This window comes from Kitasatospora sp. NPDC052868 (genome assembly GCF_044547105.1).
GTDB lineage: Bacteria > Actinomycetota > Actinomycetes > Streptomycetales > Streptomycetaceae > Kitasatospora.
Window position 1 is genome coordinate 99,081 of sequence record NZ_JBITZW010000021.1, and the last position, 21,210, is coordinate 120,290.

Annotated in this window: 20 protein-coding genes; 7 read left to right on the forward strand and 13 right to left on the reverse strand. The window is 74.1% G+C overall.

The window, feature by feature from the left end:
• Positions 1 to 84: 84 nt before the first annotated feature.
• Together ACIGZJ_RS28500 and ACIGZJ_RS28505 are read right to left on the reverse strand one after the other, a co-directional pair.
• Complete coding sequence (locus tag ACIGZJ_RS28500; protein WP_396459925.1) at positions 85 to 807, reverse strand: hypothetical protein; 723 nt, start codon at positions 805 to 807, stop codon at positions 85 to 87.
• Positions 808 to 893: 86 nt separating this feature from the next.
• Complete coding sequence (locus tag ACIGZJ_RS28505; protein ID WP_396459926.1) at positions 894 to 1,502, reverse strand: RNA polymerase sigma factor; 609 nt, start codon at positions 1,500 to 1,502, stop codon at positions 894 to 896.
• Positions 1,503 to 1,737: 235 nt separating this feature from the next.
• Between ACIGZJ_RS28505 and ACIGZJ_RS28510 the strand changes: the two genes are divergently transcribed.
• From ACIGZJ_RS28510 to ACIGZJ_RS28525, 4 genes are all read left to right on the forward strand, one after another.
• Complete coding sequence (locus ACIGZJ_RS28510; RefSeq protein WP_396459927.1) at positions 1,738 to 2,544, forward strand: SAM-dependent methyltransferase; 807 nt, start codon at positions 1,738 to 1,740, stop codon at positions 2,542 to 2,544.
• Between the two features lie 185 nt (positions 2,545 to 2,729).
• Positions 2,730 to 3,617 (forward strand): hypothetical protein, encoded by an 888-nt coding sequence (locus tag ACIGZJ_RS28515; RefSeq protein ID WP_396459928.1) that lies wholly within the window; start codon positions 2,730 to 2,732, stop codon positions 3,615 to 3,617.
• 184 nt (positions 3,618 to 3,801) lie between these two features.
• Positions 3,802 to 4,590, forward strand: coding sequence for an SDR family NAD(P)-dependent oxidoreductase (locus tag ACIGZJ_RS28520; protein ID WP_396459929.1), 789 nt, complete (start codon positions 3,802 to 3,804; stop codon positions 4,588 to 4,590).
• Positions 4,590 to 5,423, forward strand: a complete 834-nt coding sequence (locus ACIGZJ_RS28525) for a polysaccharide deacetylase family protein (RefSeq protein WP_396459930.1) — start codon at positions 4,590 to 4,592, stop codon at positions 5,421 to 5,423. Before ACIGZJ_RS28520 ends, ACIGZJ_RS28525 begins: the two co-directional genes overlap by 1 nt.
• Before the next feature lie 120 nt (positions 5,424 to 5,543).
• Here ACIGZJ_RS28525 and ACIGZJ_RS28530 read toward each other — a convergent pair whose 3' ends face one another.
• The 7 genes from ACIGZJ_RS28530 to ACIGZJ_RS28560 all read right to left on the reverse strand — a co-directional run bounded on the left by ACIGZJ_RS28530 (position 5,544) and on the right by ACIGZJ_RS28560 (position 13,943).
• Positions 5,544 to 7,949: an ATP-binding cassette domain-containing protein gene (locus tag ACIGZJ_RS28530; protein WP_396459931.1), complete on the reverse strand. Its 2,406-nt coding sequence runs from the start codon at positions 7,947 to 7,949 to the stop codon at positions 5,544 to 5,546.
• Between the two features lie 178 nt (positions 7,950 to 8,127).
• The gene (locus ACIGZJ_RS28535) at positions 8,128 to 8,538 is read right to left on the reverse strand and encodes a VOC family protein (protein ID WP_396459932.1); all 411 of its coding nucleotides are present in this window, start codon (positions 8,536 to 8,538) and stop codon (positions 8,128 to 8,130) included.
• A gap of 10 nt (positions 8,539 to 8,548) precedes the next feature.
• Positions 8,549 to 8,992: a helix-turn-helix transcriptional regulator gene (locus ACIGZJ_RS28540; protein WP_392938485.1), complete on the reverse strand. Its 444-nt coding sequence runs from the start codon at positions 8,990 to 8,992 to the stop codon at positions 8,549 to 8,551.
• Between the two features lie 196 nt (positions 8,993 to 9,188).
• Positions 9,189 to 10,289, reverse strand: coding sequence for a hypothetical protein (locus ACIGZJ_RS28545; protein WP_396459933.1), 1,101 nt, complete (start codon positions 10,287 to 10,289; stop codon positions 9,189 to 9,191).
• A gap of 16 nt (positions 10,290 to 10,305) precedes the next feature.
• The gene (locus ACIGZJ_RS28550; protein ID WP_396459934.1) at positions 10,306 to 11,253 is read right to left on the reverse strand and encodes an NAD-dependent epimerase/dehydratase family protein; all 948 of its coding nucleotides are present in this window, start codon (positions 11,251 to 11,253) and stop codon (positions 10,306 to 10,308) included.
• A gap of 350 nt (positions 11,254 to 11,603) precedes the next feature.
• Positions 11,604 to 12,704 (reverse strand): DegT/DnrJ/EryC1/StrS family aminotransferase, encoded by a 1,101-nt coding sequence (locus ACIGZJ_RS28555; protein ID WP_396459935.1) that lies wholly within the window; start codon positions 12,702 to 12,704, stop codon positions 11,604 to 11,606.
• A gap of 219 nt (positions 12,705 to 12,923) precedes the next feature.
• The gene (locus ACIGZJ_RS28560) at positions 12,924 to 13,943 is read right to left on the reverse strand and encodes a hypothetical protein (RefSeq protein ID WP_396459936.1); all 1,020 of its coding nucleotides are present in this window, start codon (positions 13,941 to 13,943) and stop codon (positions 12,924 to 12,926) included.
• A gap of 201 nt (positions 13,944 to 14,144) precedes the next feature.
• Between ACIGZJ_RS28560 and ACIGZJ_RS28565 the strand changes: the two genes are divergently transcribed.
• On the forward strand, positions 14,145 to 15,005 hold the full coding sequence (locus ACIGZJ_RS28565; RefSeq protein WP_396459938.1) for an alpha/beta fold hydrolase: 861 nt from the start codon (positions 14,145 to 14,147) through the stop codon (positions 15,003 to 15,005).
• Positions 15,006 to 15,113: 108 nt separating this feature from the next.
• Here ACIGZJ_RS28565 and ACIGZJ_RS28570 read toward each other — a convergent pair whose 3' ends face one another.
• Complete coding sequence (locus ACIGZJ_RS28570; protein ID WP_396459939.1) at positions 15,114 to 16,820, reverse strand: N-acetylmuramic acid 6-phosphate etherase; 1,707 nt, start codon at positions 16,818 to 16,820, stop codon at positions 15,114 to 15,116.
• A 423-nt stretch (positions 16,821 to 17,243) separates the two neighbouring features.
• Between ACIGZJ_RS28570 and ACIGZJ_RS28575 the strand changes: the two genes are divergently transcribed.
• On the forward strand, positions 17,244 to 18,266 hold the full coding sequence (locus tag ACIGZJ_RS28575) for a BadF/BadG/BcrA/BcrD ATPase family protein (RefSeq protein WP_396459940.1): 1,023 nt from the start codon (positions 17,244 to 17,246) through the stop codon (positions 18,264 to 18,266).
• A gap of 22 nt (positions 18,267 to 18,288) precedes the next feature.
• Here the strand turns inward: ACIGZJ_RS28575 and ACIGZJ_RS28580 are convergent, their stop codons facing one another.
• The 3 genes from ACIGZJ_RS28580 to ACIGZJ_RS28590 form a co-directional block, all read right to left on the reverse strand.
• Positions 18,289 to 19,020, reverse strand: a complete 732-nt coding sequence (locus ACIGZJ_RS28580; protein ID WP_396459941.1) for a DUF4097 family beta strand repeat-containing protein — start codon at positions 19,018 to 19,020, stop codon at positions 18,289 to 18,291.
• A gap of 194 nt (positions 19,021 to 19,214) precedes the next feature.
• On the reverse strand, positions 19,215 to 19,430 hold the full coding sequence (locus tag ACIGZJ_RS28585; protein ID WP_396459942.1) for a hypothetical protein: 216 nt from the start codon (positions 19,428 to 19,430) through the stop codon (positions 19,215 to 19,217).
• Complete coding sequence (locus ACIGZJ_RS28590; protein ID WP_396459943.1) at positions 19,427 to 19,861, reverse strand: hypothetical protein; 435 nt, start codon at positions 19,859 to 19,861, stop codon at positions 19,427 to 19,429. Before ACIGZJ_RS28590 ends, ACIGZJ_RS28585 begins: the two co-directional genes overlap by 4 nt.
• Positions 19,862 to 20,216: 355 nt before the next feature.
• On the opposite strand from ACIGZJ_RS28590, the gene ACIGZJ_RS28595 reads away from it, so the two are divergent.
• A complete protein-coding gene (locus ACIGZJ_RS28595; protein WP_396459944.1) occupies positions 20,217 to 21,119 on the forward strand; it encodes an aminoglycoside phosphotransferase family protein in 903 nt (300 codons plus the stop codon).
• The last annotated feature ends 91 nt before the right edge of the window (positions 21,120 to 21,210 follow it).

Below are 21,210 nucleotides of genomic sequence, written 5' to 3' on the forward strand. Positions count from 1 at the left end.
CGGTCGGACCGGCGATCGGCAGGCCGACCGGGGGAGCGGAGCGGGCTCACCTGAAAGAGGGGCGCGGCCCGCTCCCCGGGCGGTTCACCCCGCAGGGTCCCAGGAGCAGCCGGAGGTCGCCTCCGAGGTGAGGTCCCACGGGCAGGGCACCTGGTCCTGCGGTGCACCGCGGTCGTCCGCACCGCTGCCACGGTCGTCATCGCCCACACCGCCGCCGCCGTCCACGCCGTCCCCGACCGGCAGCCGGTCGATCACCTCCACCAGGGCCGGGGGCAGTTGCGGCGCCAGCCCCCGGTGGCAGCGGGAGAGGATGTCGCGGCGCACGTCGTCCGGCAGCAGCGGCGGACCGACCCGCAGCGGGCGCAGGCCCGGCGGACGGGCCGTCGCGGCGAGCTGGTCCGACCACGCCCGCCAGTAGTCGGCGTCGTCCGCCTCGCCGAGCTTGAGGTGGTACAGGTGCAGGCAGTACGCGGCGGTCCGACTGCCGGAGCCGGCCGCGAACCGCCACCAGAACTCGGCGCCGTCGGCGCGCCCCGTCGCGTACAGCAGCGCGCCGAACACCTCGGCGCCCTCGGGCTGGATCCGGCGCGCGTTGACCAGCAGGTCCAGGCCCCGGGAGGCGTCCGGCGCGCCCAGCACCAGGGCGACCACCAGGCCCAGCTCGAACGCCGCCTGCTCGTGCTCGGAGGGCAGGTGCGCGGGGGCCGCGGTGAGTCGCGCCTGGCGCAGCGCCGCGATCCGCCGGGCGTGCGCGCGCTCCGGGCGGGGGACCCGCAGCGGGGCCGGCCCGTCGCCCGGCGGCTGCACCCGAACCGCTCCCGCCTCGGTCTCAGCCTCCGCCGCAGTCTCAGTCGGCGCTGGAGCCGCCAGGGTCTCGGGCGGGTTTCCCGGGATCACGGCGCGCCCCCGTGGTCCGGCAGGTCCGGGACGCCGAGCCGCCGGCCCAGCCGCTCCCGGGCGTGCCGGAGGTTGGAGTGGACGGTCGCCACCGGCCGGTCCAGATAGGCGCCGATCACCTTGACGTGCAGGCCGAGCAGATAGCGCAGGATGACCACATCCCGCTGCCGGTCCGGTAGTTCGAGAATCGCCGCATAGAGCCTGACCTCGTCCGCCTCGTTGCGGAGGAGGCCCTTGGCGACGTCCTTGAAGGCGCCGATCACCGCGGCGAAGGTGACGGCCTCCACCTCCACCGGCTCCGACCCGGCCACCCAATCGGCGACCTGACGGTTCGCCAGTCGCCAGGCGTAGGCGGCGGGTTCCTCGAACCGCAGCACATGCGCCCACGAGCGGGCGAGGTCGTCCTTGACCGCCTCGACGACCGCCGTCACGTCCGCCCGGTTGCCTATCCGGGTCAGCGCCAGCGACCGCCAGGCCGGTTCATGGGTCTCGCAGAACGCCGTGTACGCCAACCCCATCCGGACGGCCTCGGCCTGCTCGCCGCTGTCCTCCACCGCCGGGCCTCCCCGGCGCCCGTAGGAGTGGGCACCCCTGTCGATCGTCATCGGGCCTGCTTTCTGCGACCGCCGGCTGTGCGCCGGGCCGCGTGGGCGGGAGCTGTGTGCCCCTCATCCTCAGTCCCCCCGTCCTGTCACTCCAGGCTTCCTTCCGAATACAGATTGTCATCTCATCGGGTGCCGCTATCGGCCTGCGCCCAGAACTGGCCGGAGACGAACGGTGATTGGCTCACCGGTACCGTGGGCAGCAATCGAGGGGTGCGCGGGGCGGGAGGGGCGAAGGATGAACGAGTACGACGGGGTGGACCTCCGCCTCAACGTTCCGCACTCGGCGCGGATGTACGACTACTTCCTCGGCGGCTTCACCAACTTCGCCGCCGACCGCGAGGCCGCCGGCCAGGCACTCGCCGTCGTCCCCTGGATCCGCGCCGCCGCCCGGGCCAACCGGGCCTTCATGCACCGCTCCACCCGGGCCCTCGCCCTCGCCGGCATCGACCAGTTCCTCGACATCGGCACCGGCATCCCCACCTCGCCCAACCTCCACGAGATCGCCCAGCGCATCAACCCGAGCGCCCGGGTCGTCTACGCCGACAACGACCCGATCGTGCTCGCCCACGCCCAGGCCCTGCTCACCGGCACCCCCGAGGGCCGCACCGCCTACGTCGAGGCCGACGCCACCGATCCGGCCGCCCTGCTCGCCTCCCCCCGGCTGCGCGACACCCTCGACCTGGACCGCCCCGTCGGCCTCTCGCTGAACGCCCTGCTGCACTTCGTCCCCGACGCGCGCGGCGCCTACGAGCTGGTCGACCACCTCAAGTCCGCACTCGTCCCCGGCAGCGCCCTGGTGATGTCCCACGCCACCGCCGACTTCGCGCCCGGCCGGATCGCCCGGCTCGTGAGCATCTACGAAGCGGCCGGCACCGCCCTGCGGGTCCGCAGCCGGCACGACTTCACCCGCTTCTTCACGGGCTGGGACGTCATCGCCCCCGGACTCGTCCCCACCCCCCGCTGGCGCCCGGACCACCCCGACGACCTCGCCGTCACCGACATCGAGTCCTCCGCCTACGCGGCCGCCGCCCTCAAACCCTGACCCCCGCGCCCGCCCGGGGACACCCCGGGTGCCGCCGAGCCGGCGTGTCGCCGAGCCGCCCTGCCACTGCGCCGCCCTGCCACTGCGCCGTCGTGCCGCCGAGCCGCCCTGCCACTGCGCCGTCGCGCCGCCGTGCCGCCGGGCAGAGACTGGTGGTGGATCCTGCCCCCGAGGCTGGGAGAGCCATGCTGCTCGGATTCACCACCGCGCTGGTCGCGACCGCCTGCTTCGGCTTCGGGTCGGTCTTCCAGGCACGCGGTGCCCGGTCCGCCCCCCGAGCGGACCGGGTGCAGGTCGGCCTCCTGGCCGCGCTCCTGCGGTCCTGGCAGTTCCTGCTCGGCACCGCCCTGGACATCGGCGGGTTCGCGCTGAGCATCGTCGCCCTGCGCAGGCTGCCGCTCTTCCTGGTCCAGGCCGTCACCAACGCCAGCCTCGCGGTGACCGCCCTCGCCGCCGTCTGGCTGCTCGGCGCCCGACTGCGCCGCGGCGACCTGCTCGGGATCGCCGCCGTGGTCGTCGGCCTCACCCTGCTCGCACTGGGCTCCGGCCGCGAGGGCCGCGAACAGGCCGGTCCGGTCTTCCACTGGGCGCTGCTCGCGACCACGCTCCTGATCCTGCTGCTCACCTTCCTGCTCGCCCGCCGGGCCGGCAACGCCGCGGCGGCCGGCCTCGGCCTGCTCGCCGGGGCCGGCTTCGGCGTGACCAGCCTGGCCGTCCGGGTCCTCGACATCGCCGGGCCCGCCGACCTGTTCACCGACCCCGCCGCGTACGCCCTCGCCCTCGGCGGGCTCGGCGGCTACCTGGCGTACGCGCTGGCCCTGCAACGCGGCACGGTCACGGCGGCGACGGCCGCCGGGACGGTCACCGAGACCTTCGGCCCGGCGCTGGTCGGCGTGGCCGCACTCGGCGACGCGGCCAGACCGGGGTACGCCTGGTCGGCACTCACCGGCTTCGCCGTCGCGGTGGGCGGGACGTTCGTGCTCGCACGCTTCGGCGAGGTGGAGGCCGAGGTGGCGCCGGACGCCCGGCAGCCGCTGGCGGCCCCGACCGAGGCGGCGGCCCGGCCCCGGTAGCCCGGCCACCAGAGCCATGGGATGGTGACATTCCGGGCGAAACCACCCAGACGGCACGGCTCCGATCAGGCGCCCCACACCGGGGACCTCGGACCGTTCCAGACCGGGAACCCCGGACAGATCGTGCCGGACGGCCCGTCCCCGACCCGTGGACGGCAAGGCGACCGGAGAGCGGTAGGAGACCATGGCGGACGAAGCCCCTCAACGGTCCCGGCGGTCGGAGCACCCGCAACCGCCGGTCGCCCTCGTCACCGGAGCCTCCTCCGGCATCGGCGCGACCACCTCGGACCGCCTCGCGGCAGCCGGCTGGCGGCTCCTGCTCTCCGGCACCGACCGCGGCCGCCTCGACGCCGTCGCCGCCCGCACCGGCGGCCACCCGCTGCCCGAGGACCTGGCCAAACCGGACGGCGCGCAACGCCTCGCCGAGGCCGCCCTCGCCACCGCAGGCCGGATCGACGCCCTGGTCGCCAGCGCGGGCCTCGGCTGGCGCGGGCCCTTCGCCGAAACCCCGTCCGACGCCCTGGACCGGATGCTGGAGGTCAACCTGGCAGCCCCGCTGCGGCTGGTCCGGCTCCTGCTGCCGGGCATGCTGGAGCGCCGGCGCGGGCGGATCGTCCTGCTCGGCTCGGTGGCCGGCCAGGTCGGCGTGCGCGACGAGGCCGCCTACGCCGCCACCAAGGCCGGGCTGGCGATGTTCGCCGAGAGCCTCTGGTACGAGCTGCGCGGCACCGGCGTCGCCGTGCGGATCGTCCTGCCCGGCCCGGTGGACACCCCCTTCTTCGCCCGCCGAGGCACCCCCTACCAGCGCGAACGCCCGCGCCCGGTCGCCGTCGAGCGGGTCGCGGACGCCGTCCTCGCGACCATCACCACCTCCTGCGACCGGCCCTTCGTCCCGCGCTGGCTCGGCTTCCCCGCCCGCATCCACGGCGCCGCACCGGGGGTGTTCCGGCGGATGGCATCCAGGTTCGGCTGATGGACCGGGAGCGCGCCGCCTGCTCTCCCGGCCGCTCCACCGGCCCGCTCGGCGGCGCAGTACGGGCCACCGGGTGGGCCGCCACGGCCGGGGCGGCGGTCCAACTGCTCCACCTTGCCCCGGCCGCCGTCCGCCTGGACCTCGTCCGCCACACGGTCGCTCGGCACACCGCCGGCTACGGATCGGCCCCGCACCACGTCGCCCTGACCTTCGACGACGGACCCGACCCGCGCGGCACCCCGTCCGTGCTGGACGCCCTGGACGCGCTCGGCGTACGGGCCACCTTCTTCCTGCTCGGCGAGATGCTGGAGCGTTCCCCCGCCCTCGGCCGCGAGCTGGTGGACCGCGGCCACGAGGTCGCCGTCCACGGCTGGCGACACCGCGAGCAGTGGTACCCGGCCCCCGCCCGTGACCTGCGCGAACTGCGCCGCACCACCGAGGCCGTCACCGAGCTGTGCGGCGCCCGTCCGCGCTGGTACCGCCCTCCCTACGGCGTCCTGACCGCCGGCCTCGCCCACGCCGCCCACCGCCTGGGCCTGCGCACCGTCCTGTGGACCGTCTGGGGCCGGGACTGGACCGCGGACGCCTCGCCGGAGTCCGTCCTCGCCGCCGCCCGCCCCGGCCTCACCGCCGGCGCCACGCTGCTCCTGCACGACTCCGACTGCACCTCGGCCCCCGGCTCCTGGCGCTCCACCCTCGGCGCCCTCCCCCTCATCGCGGCCCACTGCCACGACCGGGGCCTCACCCTCGGCCCCCTGCACGAGCACGACGTGCCACTCCGGCACAGCGTGCCACCGTGCACGGGGGTGGCACGTCATGCCGGAGCGACCTGACCCGCCACCAAGACGCGACATGCCACCCCGACACGACATGTCATGACGACACGACGCGACACCCCGACACGACGCGCCACCCCGACACAACGTGCCAAGCGTCGGACCCGGGCTCCGCGGTCAGGCGCCCACGTAGTCCGCGAGGTGCTCGCCGGTGAGCGTCGACCGGGCGGCGACGAGCTCGGCGGGCGTGCCCTCGAACACCACCCGGCCACCGTCGTGGCCGGCCCCCGGGCCGAGGTCGATGATCCAGTCGGCATGCGCCATCACCGCCTGGTGGTGCTCGACCACGATGACCGACTTCCCCGAGTCGACGAGCCGGTCGAGCAGACCGAGCAACTGCTCGACATCGGCGAGGTGCAGGCCCGTGGTCGGTTCGTCGAGGACGTAGACGCCACCCTTCTCCGCCATGTGGGTGGCCAGCTTCAACCGCTGACGCTCACCACCGGACAGCGTCGTGAGCGGCTGCCCGAGGCTGACGTAGCCGAGCCCGACATCGGCCAGCCGCCGCAGGACGGCGTGCGCGGCCGGCGTCTTCGCCTCCCCGGAGCCGAAGAACTCCTCGGCCTCGGTCACCGACATCGCGAGCACCTCACTGATGTCGCGCCCGCCGAGCCGGTACTCCAGCACCGACGCCTCGAACCGCTTCCCCTCGCACTCCTCGCAGGTGGTGGCGACACCGGCCATCATCCCCAGGTCGGTGTAGACGACCCCGGCACCGTTGCAGGTCGGACACGCACCCTCGGAATTGGCACTGAACAACGCCGGCTTCACACCGTTGGCCTTCGCGAACGCCTTGCGGATCGGATCGAGCAGACCGCTGTACGTCGCCGGATTGCTCCGCCGCGAGCCGCGGATCGCGCCCTGGTCGATCGACACCACACCCGTCCCCGCCGCCCCCGAGTCCTTCACCAGCGACCCGTGCACGAGCGAGCTCTTTCCGGAGCCCGCCACCCCGGTGACGACCACCAGCACCCCGAGCGGGATGTCGACATCGACCTTGCGCAGATTGTGCGCCGTCGCGCCACGGATCTCCAGCGCACCGGTCGGCGTGCGCACCTGCGCCTTGACACCCGCCCGGTCGTCGAGATGACGGCCGGTGATGGTGCCACTGGCCCGCAGCCCCTCGACGGTCCCCTCGAAGCAGATGGTGCCGCCCCCGGTACCGGCAGCCGGACCGAGGTCGACGACGTGGTCGGCGATCGCGATCGTCAACGGCTTGTGCTCCACGACCAGCACCGTATTGCCCTTGTCCCGCAACCGCAGCAGCAGGTCGTTCATCCGCTGGATGTCGTGGGGGTGCAGACCGATGGTCGGCTCGTCGAAGACGTAGGTGATGTCGGTGAGCGCCGACCCGAGATGACGGATCATCTTGACGCGCTGCGCCTCGCCGCCCGACAGCGTCCCGGACGGCCGGTCCAGCGAGAGGTAGCCCAGCCCGATCTCCACGAACGAGTCGAGGGTCTGCTCCAGCGCGGCGAGCAGCGGCGCCACCGACGGCTCGTCCAGACCGCGGACCCACTCGGCCAGGTCGGTGATCTGCATCGCGCAGGCGTCGGCGATGCTGATCCGCTTGATCTTCGACGACCGCGCCCCCTCGCTGAGCCGGGTGCCCTCGCACTCCGGGCAGGTGGTGAAGGTGACCGCCCGCTCCACGAACGCGCGGATGTGCGGCTGCAGCGCCTCCTTGTCCTTGGACAGGAACGACTTCTGGATCTTGGGGATCAGCCCCTCGTAGGTGAGGTTCACACCCTCGACCTTCACCTTGGTCGGCTCCCGGTAGAGGAAGTCGTGCATCTCCTTCTTGGTGAACCTGCAGATCGGCTTGTCCGGATCGAGGAACCCCGACTCGGCGTAGACCCGCACCGTCCAGAAGCTGTCGGACTTCCACCCGGGGATGGTGAACGCGCCCTCGGCGAGCGACTTGGAGGCGTCGTAGAGCTGGGTGAGGTCGATGTCGGAGACGGAACCCCGGCCCTCGCAGCGCGTACACATGCCGCCGGTGCGGCTGAAGGTCGCCTTGACCGCCTTCTTGGCACCGCGCTCGACGGTGATCGCACCGGTCGCCTGCACCGAGGGGACGTTGAAGGCGTACGCACCCGGCGGACCGATGTGCGGCTCGCCCAGCCGGCTGAACAGGATGCGCAGCATCGCGTTGGCGTCGGTGGCGGTGCCGACCGTGGACCGCGGGTCGCCGCCCAGCCGCTGCTGGTCGACGGTGATCACGGTGGTCAACCCGTCGAGGACGTCGACCTCGGGCCGCGCCAGCGTCGGCATGAAACCCTGCACGAAGGCGCTGTAGGTCTCGTTGATCAGCCGCTGGGACTCCGCGGCGATCGTGTCGAACACCAGCGAGCTCTTGCCCGAGCCGGAGACACCCGTGAACACCGTCAGCCGGCGCTTCGGGATCTCGACGCTGACGTCCTTGAGGTTGTTCACCCGCGCGCCGTGCACCCGGATCATCTCGTGGCTGTCGGCGGCGTGCGGCGCAGGCGACGGCGAGTCCGTCCTCGTGGCCTTGCTCATCGTGTCTCCATCTGTCGGGCGGGGCCGCCCTCGCGGCCTCCGTCGGTGTCGCCTCGCCTGATCATCCGACCGGCCCCGGTCGGTACGTCCGGTACTGCTCCGCCGGTGCGCCCCCCTCGGACGCCCGCCGGGGTCGCACTCGACGCGGTACTGCCGCCGTCCGCGCCCGCCGGACGGCTCAGCGCACCTCGTTGATGCGGATCAGGTTGCCCGCAGGGTCGCGGAAGGCGCAGTCGCGCACCCCGTACGGCTGGTCGGTCGGCTCCTGGACGACCTCGGCGCCCTTGGCCACCAGCTGCCCGAAGGTGCCGTCGAGGTCGGCGGTGGCCAGGACCAGGCGGGCATAGGTGCCCTTGGCCATCATCTCGGTGACGGTGTGGCGCTCGTCGTCGGTGATGCCCGGGTCCGCGGCCGGCGGCTCCAGGACGATGCACGTACCGGGCTGGTCGACGGGGCCGACCGTGATCCAGTGCAGCCCGCCGTACCCGACGTCCTTGCGGACCTCGAAGCCGAGGATGTCGCGGTAGAAGGCCAGCGAGGCGTCCGCGTCGTCGTGCGGGAGGAACGTGGTGTGAATGGTGAGATCCATGTCGATCACGCTAGCCGCGGCCCGCAGGGGGCGCTTCTCGATTCCTGACCGGTCTGGTCACCTGCTTCACCACGCACGACGGCATCCCCTCCGTCACGCCCCCCGCCTGCTGGCGGTACACGCTGGGCGGCATGCCGACGAGCTCCGTGAAACGCGTGCTGAACGTGCCCAACGACGAGCAACCGACCGCGAAACAGACCTCGGTGACACTGAGGTCGCCACGGCGCAGCAGCGCCATCGCCCGCTCGATGCGCCGCGTCATCAGGTACCCGTAGACCGACTCGCCGTACGCGGCCCGGAACGCGCGGCTGAGGTGCCCGGCCGACATGTGCGCGCCGCGGGCCAGCGCCTCGACGTCCAGCGGCTGTTCGTACTCCCGGTCGATCCGGTCACGGACCCGGCGCAGCCGCGCGAGATCGTTCAGCCGCTGCGATTCACTGGCTCTGCTGGTCACCTGCGGATCCTGCCACACGGCACCGACAGCCGCGAGCGTGGCCGAACCGGCGCCGGCCCGACCCCGCCCCGACCACGGCGGCCGAACACCCCGAGCCCCGTCCCGGATCTCCCCCGACCGGCAGGGACCGCAACCGGCAAGGGAGTTCGGCCCGCGGACGCAACCCGGTGCCACCCGCGACCCGACGCCCCCACCGCTACCCCCGCCCTTCGCCCGCCGCCCCCAGGCCGACCCGGTCCAGTGCCGCCGCGAACCCCGTCCGCCACCCCAGCGGGGACGCGCCCGCCGACAGACCGGGCGGCGGCCGGTGCAGAGCGGCCAGCGCATTGCGGACCACCTCCTCCGGGCGGGCGGAGGTGACATCGGCGTGGCCCAGCTCCAGCTCGTGCTGCAGGTTGTCCCGCCCATGGCCCTGGACCACGTCCAGCAGCAGCAGACGCCGACCCAGCGCGCGCGCCTCGCTACAGGTGTCCCCGGAACTGGTCACCACCAGGTCCGCCGCCGCCATCAGCGCCGGGATCCGCTCGGTGTAACCGAAGGGGTGCAACCGCGGCCGGCTCCCCGCCGCGTGCCGCAGACGGCGCTCCAACTCCTCGTTGCGCCCGGCGACAGCCAGCACGTGCGGCCCGGCATCCGCCAAGGCCGCCGCCGTCCGGGCGAGCGGGCCGAGCCCCCAGGACCCGGACATCAGCAGCACGCACCGCGCACCCCCCGGCACCCCCAGCTCCGCCCGCGCCTGCGCCCGCCCCGGCGGCCGGTAGAACGGGGCCCGCAGCGGTGCGGGCACCACGGCGATCGGCGCATCCGGCCGGTAGCGCCGCACCGCACAGGCCGCCACCTGCGAGGTGACCAGGAACAGATCGGTACCGTCCTGCACCCAGAGCCGGTGCGGTGTCACGTCCGTACAGAGCACGAGATGCCGGAAGTCCCGCGCCCGCAGCCCGTTCACCGCCGACGTGGCGGTCGCGAACACCGACACCACCAGCTGCGGCCGTTGCGCCGCCACCAGCTCCCGCAGGGCCGGGCCGAGCCGCCGCCGCGCGGCCGCGTCCGCGAGCAGCGCCAGCCGCGCGCCCGGCCGCAGCGCCGAGAAGTGGAAGGCGTCGTAGACCCCGGGCAGGTCCAGCAGGTGCCGGAAGACCGCCTCCCCGGCCGCGCCGGCCCGCTGCCCCAGCAGGGCCATCGCGTCCACCGTCGAGGTGGTCCAGCCCCGTTCCCGCAACGAGTCCGCGCAGGCCTGGGCCATCACATCGTGCCCCTGGCCGAGCGAACCGGACACCAGCAGTGCATGCGGCACGACGGGACCCGGCCGCTCAGGACCCGCCGGCCGGGCGGCCGGACGCCTCCCGGTACCAGTCCGCGTACCGGCTCACGCCGTCCGCGAAGTTGGTGTGCGGGGACCAGCCGAGCAGCCGCTTCGCCTGCGCGTGCGAGATCCGGCGCCCGGCGTAGTCGGCGGCGCGGGCCTTGATGTGTTCGATGGTCACCGGGCCGAGCAGCCGGTCGACGGTGTCGGCGATGTCCCGGACGGAGACGGCGGTCGAGCCCTCCAGCGCGAAGGTCTGGTCCTCGGCGGCGGGGGACAGCGCCCGGACGTGGGCGTCCGCCAGGTCCTCCACGTAGACGAAGTTGCGGCTCTGCCGGCCGTCGCCCGCGATGGTGATCGGCCGCCCGTCGAGGGCCGCCTGGACGAATCGGGCGACCACCAGCTCGTCGCGCATCCGCGGCCCGTACGGGATGCCGTAGCGCAGGATGGTGAAGTGCCGCCCGTACAGCTCCCGGTAGCTGTGGACCAGCATCTCGGCGGCGAGCTTGGTGGCGACGTACAGGTGGCCGCTGTGGTCGAGCTCGATCGGGACGTGCTCGTCGAGCTCCTGCTCCTCGCCGTCCAGGTGGTTCTCGGCGAGTGCGGCGCCGTACACCCAGACGGTGCTGGCCAGCACCGTCCGGCTCAGGCCGCTGCGCCGGGCCGCCTCCAGGACGGTCTCGGTCCCGTCGATGTTCAGCCGTACGGCCCTGACCGGGTCGGCGGCGACCTGTTCGACATCGGCCATCGCGGCGAGGTGGAAGACCACCTCGCTGCCGTCGAGGGCGGAGGTCAGCGCGGGCAGGTCGAGGATGTCGATCCGGGCGTGCTCGGCGTCGGTGTTGAGGTACTTGTCGGTGGTGTCCACCACGAGTACCTCGTGCCCGGCGGCCAGCAGCCGGTCCACGACGTGTGAGCCGATGAATCCGCACCCCCCGGTGACGGCTACGCGCACGTTCTCACTCCTTCTCCGGAGCCCCGGGTCGGGGCTGCTCTCTGGTCGGGGCCGCCGCCGTCCGGTCGGGGCCTGCGGTGACCCTTCTTGCCGTGGCTCCTCGCCGGGACCGCCTGTTTGCAGCGACCCTCTGCAGCGGCCTCCTCGCACAGGCCGCTTGCCTGCGGTGACCGCCTGCAGTGACCGCTTGCCACGACTTTGCAAACAGTGACTTTGCAAAGTCGCCAGGCCGGCGACTCCGCACGGCCGGCCTGCCGAATCGATCCGCCGCCGCTAACTCTTGGGTGCCCCTGCGCTTTGCAAAGTCACTGTTTGCAAAGTGCAGGGGGCGGCGAAGCCGTCCGGCAGGCTCAGCCGGCGAGTCGGCCGTGGACGGCCGACACCGCCGCGATCACCTGGTCGGTCTCGTCCTCGGTCATGTCGGAGTGCACCGGGAGGCAGATCTGCCGCGCACAGACGTCCTCGGCCACCGGCAGCGGCACCCCGCGGTACGGGCCGAACACGGGCTGGTGGTGCAGCGGCAGGTCGTACACCTCGCCGGACAGCCGTACGCCGAACTCCTCCGCCACGGCGCGCTTGAACGCGGCGCGGTCGACACCGGGGGGCAGCAGCGCGACGTACTTGTAGTAGTTGCTGCGGCAGCCCGCCGGTTCGAGGACGGGCCGCATGCCGTCCAGGCCGGCGAGCGCGGCGTCGTACCGCTGGGCGACCCGGCGCCTGGTCTCGACGAACTCCTTCAGCCGCCGCAGGTGCACGGTGCCGACGGCGGCGTTCAGCTCGCTCATCCGCCAGGACGCCCCGAACCGGACGTGGTGGTTGGTGGTGAAGGAGCCCTTGCCCTGGTCGCGGTAGATCCTGGCCTCGTCGCGCAGCTCGGCCGACTCGGTGAGGATCATGCCGCCCTCGCCACTGGTGGTGACCTTGGTCGGGTAGCACGAGAACGCGCCGGCCAGGCCGAACGAGCCCGCCGTGCGGCCCTGGTAGCCGCTCCCGTGGGCGTGGGCGGCGTCCTCGACCAGCGGGATCCCCCGGCGGTCGCAGACCGCGCGCAGCCCGTCCACGTCGGGGGTGATCAGGCCCCCGATGTGCACCAGCACCACGGCGGCGGTGTCCGGGGTGAGCGCCGCCTCCAGCGTCTGCGGGCTGAGCGCGAGGGTCTCCGGATCGACGTCCGCCAGGACGGGCCGCCCGCCCGCGTGCAGGACGGCGCCGGCCGTCGCGTAGAAGGTGACGGCCGGTACGACCACATCGCGGTCCCGGACGTCGACGGTGCGCAGCACGATCTCCAGGGCGGCCGTGCCGCTGGCGACGGCGACCGCGTGCGAGGCGCCGTGCTCGGCGGCGAAGGCCTGCTCGAAGCGCTCCGTCCACGGGCCGAGCGTCAGCGCACCGGTGGTGAGCATCTCCGTCACGGCGTCCGCGACGGCCGTGCGGTCACTCTCGTCGAACACGATGCGAGCGGCTGGAACCCCCATCGGCCACCTCCGGCTCCGGGATGAACGGGTCATCTCTGGCGATACCCGCCCAAAGCGGTCGGGTCAGACACATCACGCTACTTCCCCGGACCGCCCCCGGCCCGTCGTCGCCACCGCCCGGGTGACCCGCCGGCCCGGGGCTCCGCGCCTGGCACCCGGCCCGGCGGCTACGGCTGCGGCCGCAGGGTCCTGCGGCTACGGCTGTGGTGGAAGGGGGAGCAGGATGACGACCAGCTGACTGGCGCGCTGGTCGGCCACGTACGCGCGGGTGCCGTCCGGGGTGATCGCCAGGGCGCTGGCGTCACCCGGCCAGCGGACGGGGGAGTCGGTGACCCGGTCGGTCGCGGTGTCGATCGCGATCAGGTTCTGCGCGGCGCTCTCCCCCTGCCGCTGGGTGACGTAGGCCCGGCGTCCGTCCGGCGCCATCGCCACATCCGTGGTGAGGCCCGTCGTCTCGGCGGCGCCGGTGGCCTGGAGGGTGGCGAGGTCCACCGCGAACGCGTCCGTGTTGTCGGTGCGGACGACGTACGCCCGGGTGCCGTCGGCGGTGACGGCCATCCTGAACTCGCTGGAGAACGGGAACCCGAGGCGGCGGGTGACGGTGCGGGTGGAGAGGTCGACCTCCACGCCGTCGTCACCGGAGATGCTGACGTACGCGCGGCGCCCGTCCGGGGTGACCGTGATGCCGAAGGGGTCGAGGTCCACCGCGATCCGTTCGGTCACAGTCCCGCTCGCGGTGTCGACCACATGGAGGGCGCCCGAGGACAGGCCGGGCCCGGGGACCGTCACCGCGTAGGCGAGCGCCCCGTCTGGGGAGAGCGCCACGCCCGTCGGCGGGGTGGAGCGGGGGCCCAGGACGACCCTGGCGGCGACGGTGTCGGTCGCGGTGTCGATCACGTTCAGCACGCTCTCGCCGCGGACCGGGTCGACGGAAGGCGCGTAGACCCGGCCGCCGTCCGGGGAGATCGCGATCCCGCGGGGGCTTCGGCCCAGGTCAAGGGTCGCGGTCACGGCGTCGGTGGCGGTCTCGACGACGGTCACGCCGCCGAAGTCGAGGCCGTCCGGGTGTCGGTCCAGCACGGTCAGGTAGACCCGGCGCCCGTCCGGGGTGACCGCCACCCCGGTGGGCCGGTGGGCCAGCGCGACCATCGTCAGGTCGGCGGCACCGGCCCGCTCCGCCCTGCTCCCGGTACTCGGCTCGGTCTCTCCGGACACGGCGCACTCCCATGGCTGGCGGGTCCGCCTCCCAGGCGGGCCGGGACGGTCGACGGCTCTCCACCATCCTGCTCGCGGCGGCTCCCGTCCCGCCCGCCCGGTGCCGCCGGATGGCCGGTCACCAGCATTCCGCCTAGTGGTCCAGACCACTATGCGGAATGCTGGTGACAGTGCCCGGCCCGGCATGTGATCGTTTCCCGCATGCCGACCTTCCCCTCGTACGACAGCACCCGGATCCGGTACGAACTCGCCGGGGACGGCGAGCCGTTGGTCGTCCTCCCCGGCGGCCCGGGGATGGACGTGCGGTACCTGGGGGACCTCGGCGGGCTCGGCCGCCGACGCCGACTGGTGCTGGTGGACGCGCGGGCCGCCGGCCGCTCGGAGGTGCCCGAGGACCGCGCCACCGTCTCCTTCGTCGAACAGGCCCGGGATCTGGAGGCGCTGCGCCGCCATCTGGGGCTGGAGCGGTTCGACCTGCTCGCGCACTCGGCGGGCTGCCTGACGGCCCAGGAGTACCTGGCCGCCCGGCCGGGCCGGGTGCGGCGGGCGGTGCTGGTCGCACCCGTCGGCCGGGCCGGCCGCGAGCCCGACCTGGCCGAGCTGGCCGCCCTCCGGGCCGCGCGCTCCGGCGAACCCTGGTACCGGGACGCCGCCGAGGCCGACCGGCTGCTCGCCGAGGGAGGCGTCGGTGGCGCGGGGTCGGCGGCGCTCCAGCAGCGGATCCTGCCGTTCTTCTGGCACACCTGGACCGAGCAGCGCCGGGCCGAGTACCGGCCCGAATACGCCACCGCCCTGCCGTGGTTGCGGGAGGCCTTCTACGCGGGCTCGGCCGAACCGGCGACGCTCGCGCACCGGATCGCCCGGCTGGGCGCCGCCGCCACCCCCGTCCTGGTCCTGGCCGGCGCGGCGGACGGCATGATCGGCACCGCCCCGGCCCGAGCGGTGGCCGCCTGCCACCCCGGCGGCCGCCTGGAGGTGATGGCCCGGTCCGGGCACCGGCCGTGGGTGGAGGAGCCGCAGCGGTTCGTGGACCTGGTCGACGGCTTCCTGTCCGCCGACTGACCAACCGCAGGCCGGCGAGGGCGCGAAGGGGCTGACGGCACCGGGGCGTTGGCGCGGGCACGGACGGAGGTCCTCCCCGGGGCAGGCTCCACCTGCGCGCCCGCCGGGTCACGGGCGGGCGGGGGAGCCGTCGGGATCTCGGCCCGCGCCTGCGTCCGTGCCCGGCTGCACCGCTGCGAGCGCGCCGCGCACCTGGCCGCCGGCCGCCGCCAGTGCGGACCGGGCCGCCTCGGGGGTGGCGCCGGAGAGCAACACCACCAGCGCGGGCTTCAGTTCACCGCCGGCCGCGTCAAGCGCGGCCCGGCAGGCGGCCGGTTCGGCGCCGGAGGCCTGGCCGAGCAGCGTGAGCGTGCGTGCGGTCAGCTTCCGGTTCCCGGCGGCCACATCGGACATCAGATTGGAGTACGTGCGGCCCAGTCGGACCATCACCGCGGTGGAGAAGCCGTGCAGGACGAGCTTCTGCGCGGTGCCGGCCTTCATCCGGGTCGAGCCGGTCACCACCTCGGGCCCGGTCGGCACGCAGACGTGCAGATCGGCGAGCGCCGCCAGCGGGGCCCGCGGATCGGCGCTGACCAGGACGGTCACGGCCCCGGCGGCGCGGGCGGCGGCCAGTGCGCCCGCCACGTACGGGGTGCGCCCGCTGGCCGCCAGCCCGACCACGACGTCCCCCGCCGCCGCGTCGGCGAGCGCCTCCCGGCCGGCCTGCTCGCGGTCCTCGGCACCCTCGGCCGCGCGGGTCAGCGCGTCCGGACCGCCGGCGAGATGGGCCCGGAAGCGGCCCGGTTCGAGCCCGTACGTGGGCGGGAGCTCGGCCGCGTCCAGGACGGCGTAGCGGCCCGAGGACCCGGCGCCGACGTAGTGCACCGTCCCGCCGGCCCGCAGCGCGTCCACCGCCGCGTCCACGGCTCGGGCGAGGACGGGCAGCGCGGCGGCGACGACGGCGGGCACGGTGGCGTCCTCGGCGTTGACGAGGCGCAGGATGCCCAGCGAGTCCAGCAGGTCGATGTCGGCACTGCGCGGATTGCGGCCCTCGGTCGGCGGCAGATGGTGCACGGGTCCTCCCCGGGGTGTGGTGCGGATGGGCCTGGTGACGGCTTGGCGCAGCGGCGCCGGCGTGATGCGGCTCGGCTTGGGCGCGGGTGCGCTTGGCGCATCAGGGCGGTAGTCGTCGTAGTCGTTCCATCCTGAGGATCGGGAAAGTTCTCTCCAGGTCGGCCAGACGCGGCCGGTCACCTGGCGGACGAGCTCGCCTGGCATCGTGAAGAGCGGTGCCTTGTGCGGCTTGGCCAGCGCCTGGCCGACAATGCCGTCGTGGAGGACCGCTGCCGCATGCAGACGGGGAAGCACCCGGTGGACGCGTTCCGCGTAGCCGTCCGGGAGTGCGCTCGGGCCGCCGCCCAGATCGAAACCCGCGCCGAGGGCGACCAGCGCGATCTCCGGCCGCTTCCGCAAGGCGATCTCACGGTCCACGTGCAGGGCGATCGCGTCCCACACGACTTCCGTTCGGTCCGGTGACACTCCCCGCCCGGTCAGAAAGCCGACCGCCAGGTCGGCACCGTCCAGTTCGAACCGCTGGTCACCGTTGCCCTCGACACTGAGCCCGCAGTCGTGCAGGACGCATCCCAGGAAGAGTAGTTCGTCGTCGTAGTCGCGGTCGGGCTGCAGACCACGCCGCTCACCGAGAAGGCGTCCGTAGAGGTAGGTGCGCAGGCTGTGATTGAAGATCGCGGCTGGGACCAGAGCCTGAGCGTGGCGCACTGTGTCGCGCGCAAGCTCGGTGGTCGGGAAGACCAGCCCGCCGTCTTCGTCGTTCACGAGGCGGTCCGCACTCGTCCGTCTGGGTGCGGCCGGGGAAAGCCCTGCTTCCGCAACTCGTCGGGCGCCAGGCATCCGGTGATGATCACACCTTCCAGGCTATCAAGGGGCCAAATGGGATGGCCTGCAACTGGGAGTCTCGCCCCTGCTCCTCCGATGTGAAGAGCACTATGAAGGCATCGTGTGGGGCGCCGTCGGGGCGTCGTACCCGGGCGCCAGGTCGGCGCAGGACCCGCGGGAGGGATGCTGTGGACGGGACATCGGCCCAGGCCTTGATCGTCCGACTGAGGGACACGCTGCCGTCCCGGTCACCGGTGCAACGGGCCTTCGCCGAACGCATCCTCACCCACCAGGCCGTGCGCGTGCGCAACAGGCGTAACGGACGGTCGGCAGCGGCCCCGGCGGCCGACCGGCGGTTCCGGCATGCCTGACGACACCTGGGTGGTCGGAATCGACGTCGGCGGCAGCGGCATCCGGCTGGCGCTCGCCCCCGAGGCCTGGCCGACCGACCTGGCGCACGCGCACACCGTCGAACTCGCCGCCCCGGCAAGGATCTCCGGCAGCGGCCACGACGCGGACGCCCTGCTCGACCGACTGCTGCCCGCACTCGACTCGCTGGCCGCCGCGTTGCCGCCGGGCGGCCGGATCGGCGCGGTCGCCGTCGGCGCCACCGGCATGGCGCTGCTCGGCCGCGACCTCGCGGCCAAGCTGCCGGCCCCGCTGGCCCGCCGCACCGGAGCCGCCCGCCTGGTGCTGGCCGGTGATGCGATCGCCGCCTACATCGGCGCACTCGGGACCGGGCCGGGGGTGGCCGTCGCCGCCGGGACCGGGGTGGTGGCGATCGGCTACCACCCGGAGCGCGGCTGGCAACGGGCGGACGGCTGGGGCCAGTTGCTCGGCGACTGCGGAGGCGGCAGCTGGCTCGGCCGGGCCGGCCTGGAGGCCGCGCTACGCGCCCACGACGGCCGCAGCGGCGGCTCGACCGCCCTGCTCGACCTGGCCGAGCGGCACTACGGCCCGGTCGCCGGCCTGCCCGCCGCCCTTCAGCCCCGCCCGGACCGTGCCGCCCTCCTGGCCGCCTTCGCCCCCGCCGTCGCCGGGGCGGCCGCGGACGGCTGCCCGGTGGCGGCCGGGATCATCCGCCGGGCCGGCGCGGAGATCGTGGCGAGCGCGGCCGCCGCGGCGGCATCCGCCGGACTGGACCGCCCCGATCTCGCCCTGACCGGTGGCCTGTTCAACCTCGCCCCGCTCCGCGAGGCGGTGCACGCGGCGGTGGCCGCCGACCTCCCGGCCGCGCGCCGCACACCGCCCGACGGCCCGCCGCTGCTCGGCGCCCTGCGCCTCGCGGCCGCGGCGGCCGCCCCGCCCTGGCCCGTCGACCCGCCGCTGCTGGCCGTGTACGAGTGGCCCGGACCTGCTGCCGACGGCCCGCCGCGAAGGGGCTGACCGGAACCGAAGTCCGCGGCGGTCAGGCGTTCTTGACGGTGATGCGGCCGTTGGAGGTGGTGAGGTCGAGCTGGTAGCGGCCGGCGGGGTCGTTGGTGACGCCGATCTCCTTGCGGCCGTTGCTGGTCTGGGCGGCGACCTTGTAGGTGGCGGTGGGGACGGTGAGGGAGATCGCGCCGTTGGAGGTCTTGGCCCTGACGTCCTGGGCCCTGGCGGGGGTGAGGTCGATCTGGCCGTTGCTGGTCTGGGCCTGGATGCGGTCGCCGTTCAGGCCGGTGCCCTTGATGGCGCCGTTGGTGGTCTGCACCTCGACCGGTCCGGCGACGCCGTCCAGGGTGATGCCGCCGGAGTGGGTGGTGACCTTGACGGGGCCGACCCGGTTGAGGCTGACCGCGCCGGAGGAGGTCTGGCCGTCGACGGGGAGTCCGGCGGGGACCTCCAGGGTGTAGTTGACCGAGCAGTGCTGTCCGCAGCCGCCGAGGACCAGTACGCCGTTCTCCACACGGGTGGTGGTGCCGGGCCGGTCGTCCTGGTAGTCGATCGAGCGGTGCACGGAGATCTTCCCCGCGCCCTCCCGGCCGTTGATGGTGACGCCGCCGGAGCTGCTGTCCAGGCGCACCGAGGTGATCCTCTCCGACACCTCGGCGTCGTCCTGCGCGTTCGTCCCCGGCGTGCAGGCGCTGAGCCCCCCGACGGCGATCCCGGCGATCCCGACGAGCGCGAGCGCCCGGACGTACTGGCGTGGCTGGCGCATCTCATGACCCCACATCTGAGAACGTCGCTGGTGGCGGGCCCGTGGTCGGGGCCTGCCTGACGACGCTATCCGCGCCGCGGTCGCGCCTGCCATGGGGCTAACCCCCCGATCCCCACGGGGGCACGCCGTCGTCCGGGCCTCGCACCACAGGGCCTGCGCACGTCGGAACCGGCGGAACGGCCGGCCGTCAGCCGTCAGCCGTCAGCCGCCGAGTCGGCGTCCGCCTGGGCGGCGGCGCTCTCGGCGGCGTCCAGCTTCTGCTGCATGTCCTGCACCTGGCCCGGGGCGCTGTCCGGCGCGCCGCCGCTGCCGGCCTGGCCGGAGCCCGGGCCGCAGGCGGTGAGCAGGGCCGCCGCGGCCAGGACGAGGGCCGCGACCGCCGCGCGGGCCGGGACCGGGCGGCGGGTCACTTGGTGGACCCCTGGTTGTTCGCGGTGCACCAGGTCGCGACGGCCTTGAGGTCGCTCTGGCGGGTCTGGAGGGTGGCCAGGAGGCTCCTGCGGGCGGTCAGCCGGTCGTTCAGGTAGGTCGCGATCGGGGTGTGCCCGGCGGTCTTGGCGTCGGTGGCCCGCTGCTGGAGACGGGCGATGGAACCGACCACGCCCGCATCGCCGTTGAGCCGGTCCACAGCCTTGGCCACCCGCTCCTCGGTCTTGGGCAGCCGCTTGCAGATCCCCTTCGCGCCGTCGCCCTTCGGGGTCTGCCGGGCCGACGGCGCCGCGGACGGCGAGCCGGTACCGTCGGCGGCCTGCGCGGGCGCGGCGGCGAACAGCGAGCCGGCGATGGCGAGGGCGCCGAGTGCGGCGGCGGCCCGGCGGTTCACGGGCGGGTTGACGGTCATGGTGCGTCCCTTCTCCGGTGGGGCCGGGCAGGTCACCTCGGGTCACGGCCTGCCCTGGCCCCCTCTGGCCTGGTCGACAGGGATCGTAGGGCGGCTTCTTGTGGATTCCCTGTGGGCGTCCCCGGCCTGCCGCACTCCCCCCAGCGGCCTTCTCCCGGCCCGTGAGCCCCGGATGGAAGTACGGGCAAACCACTCCCCGCCTCACTCGTGATGCCAGGTCAGCGGGCGTGCGGGCCCCGGCGCGAGGAGCCGACCGCAGGCGCGCGGCTGCACCGCATCCGGTTCGGGGGACGAGCCCGGGACGATGATCGCCACCCCATGCGGCGGGGACGGACCCGCAGTGGACAATTTCGCCATGCACACCTTCGAGATCGACGAGAGCCTGGTCCGGTCCCTCCTGCACGACCAGCACCCGGACCTCGCGGGGCTGCCGCTCCGTCAGGTGGCCGCCGGGTGGGACAACCGGGTGTGGCGCCTGGGGGACGACCTGGCGGTGCGTCTGCCGCGCACCACGCGTGCCCCGGCCCTGCTGCGCAAGGAGCAGCGGTGGCTGCCGGTCCTCGCCCCGCGCCTTCCGCTGCCGGTACCGACTCCGGTACGGACCGGCGAACCCTCCGACCGCTTCCCGAGGCCCTGGAGCATCGCGAGCTGGGTCCCCGGCGAGCCGGCCGACCGCACCCCGATCAGTCGCGGCGATCATGCGGCCGACACGCTGGCGGGCTTCCTCGGGGCGCTCCACCAGGAGGCGCCCGCCGGGGCTCCGGTCAGTACGCAGCGCGGGATTCCCCTCCAACTGCTCGCGGAGGAGTTCGAGCCGCGCATTGACGAGCTCGTCCCCGGCAGCGCCGCCGCCGACGTCCGGACCGTCTGGGCCGACGCCGTCGCCGCTCCCACGTGGCAGGGCCCGTCGATCTGGCTTCACGCGGACCTGCACCCCGCGAACGTCGTCGTCTCGGAGGGGACGCTCTTCGGCGTGATCGACTTCGGGGATCTCTGCGTCGGCGATCCGGCGACGGACCTCGCGGCCGCGTGGCTGCTCCTTCCCGCAGGCGCCGCATCGCGGTTCCTCGACGCCTACGCGACCGTGGGCGTGGCGGTGGACCCGGCCATGGTCCGACGGGCCCGAGGATGGGCCGTCCTGCGCGCCGTCGGCCTCATCGCCATCGGCCGGGCCTGGGATCGCGGCCTGCCCGGCGGCCAGCCCACCTGGGGAGCCGCCGGCCGCGCGGCGCTCGACCGCGCACTGGCATTCGGCTAGGGCGTTTCTTTCGGATCATCGGATCGTTGGTCTGGTCGTGCCGTTGACTGACGCGCAGTGGGCGCGAATAGAGCCGTTGTTGCCGGACCGG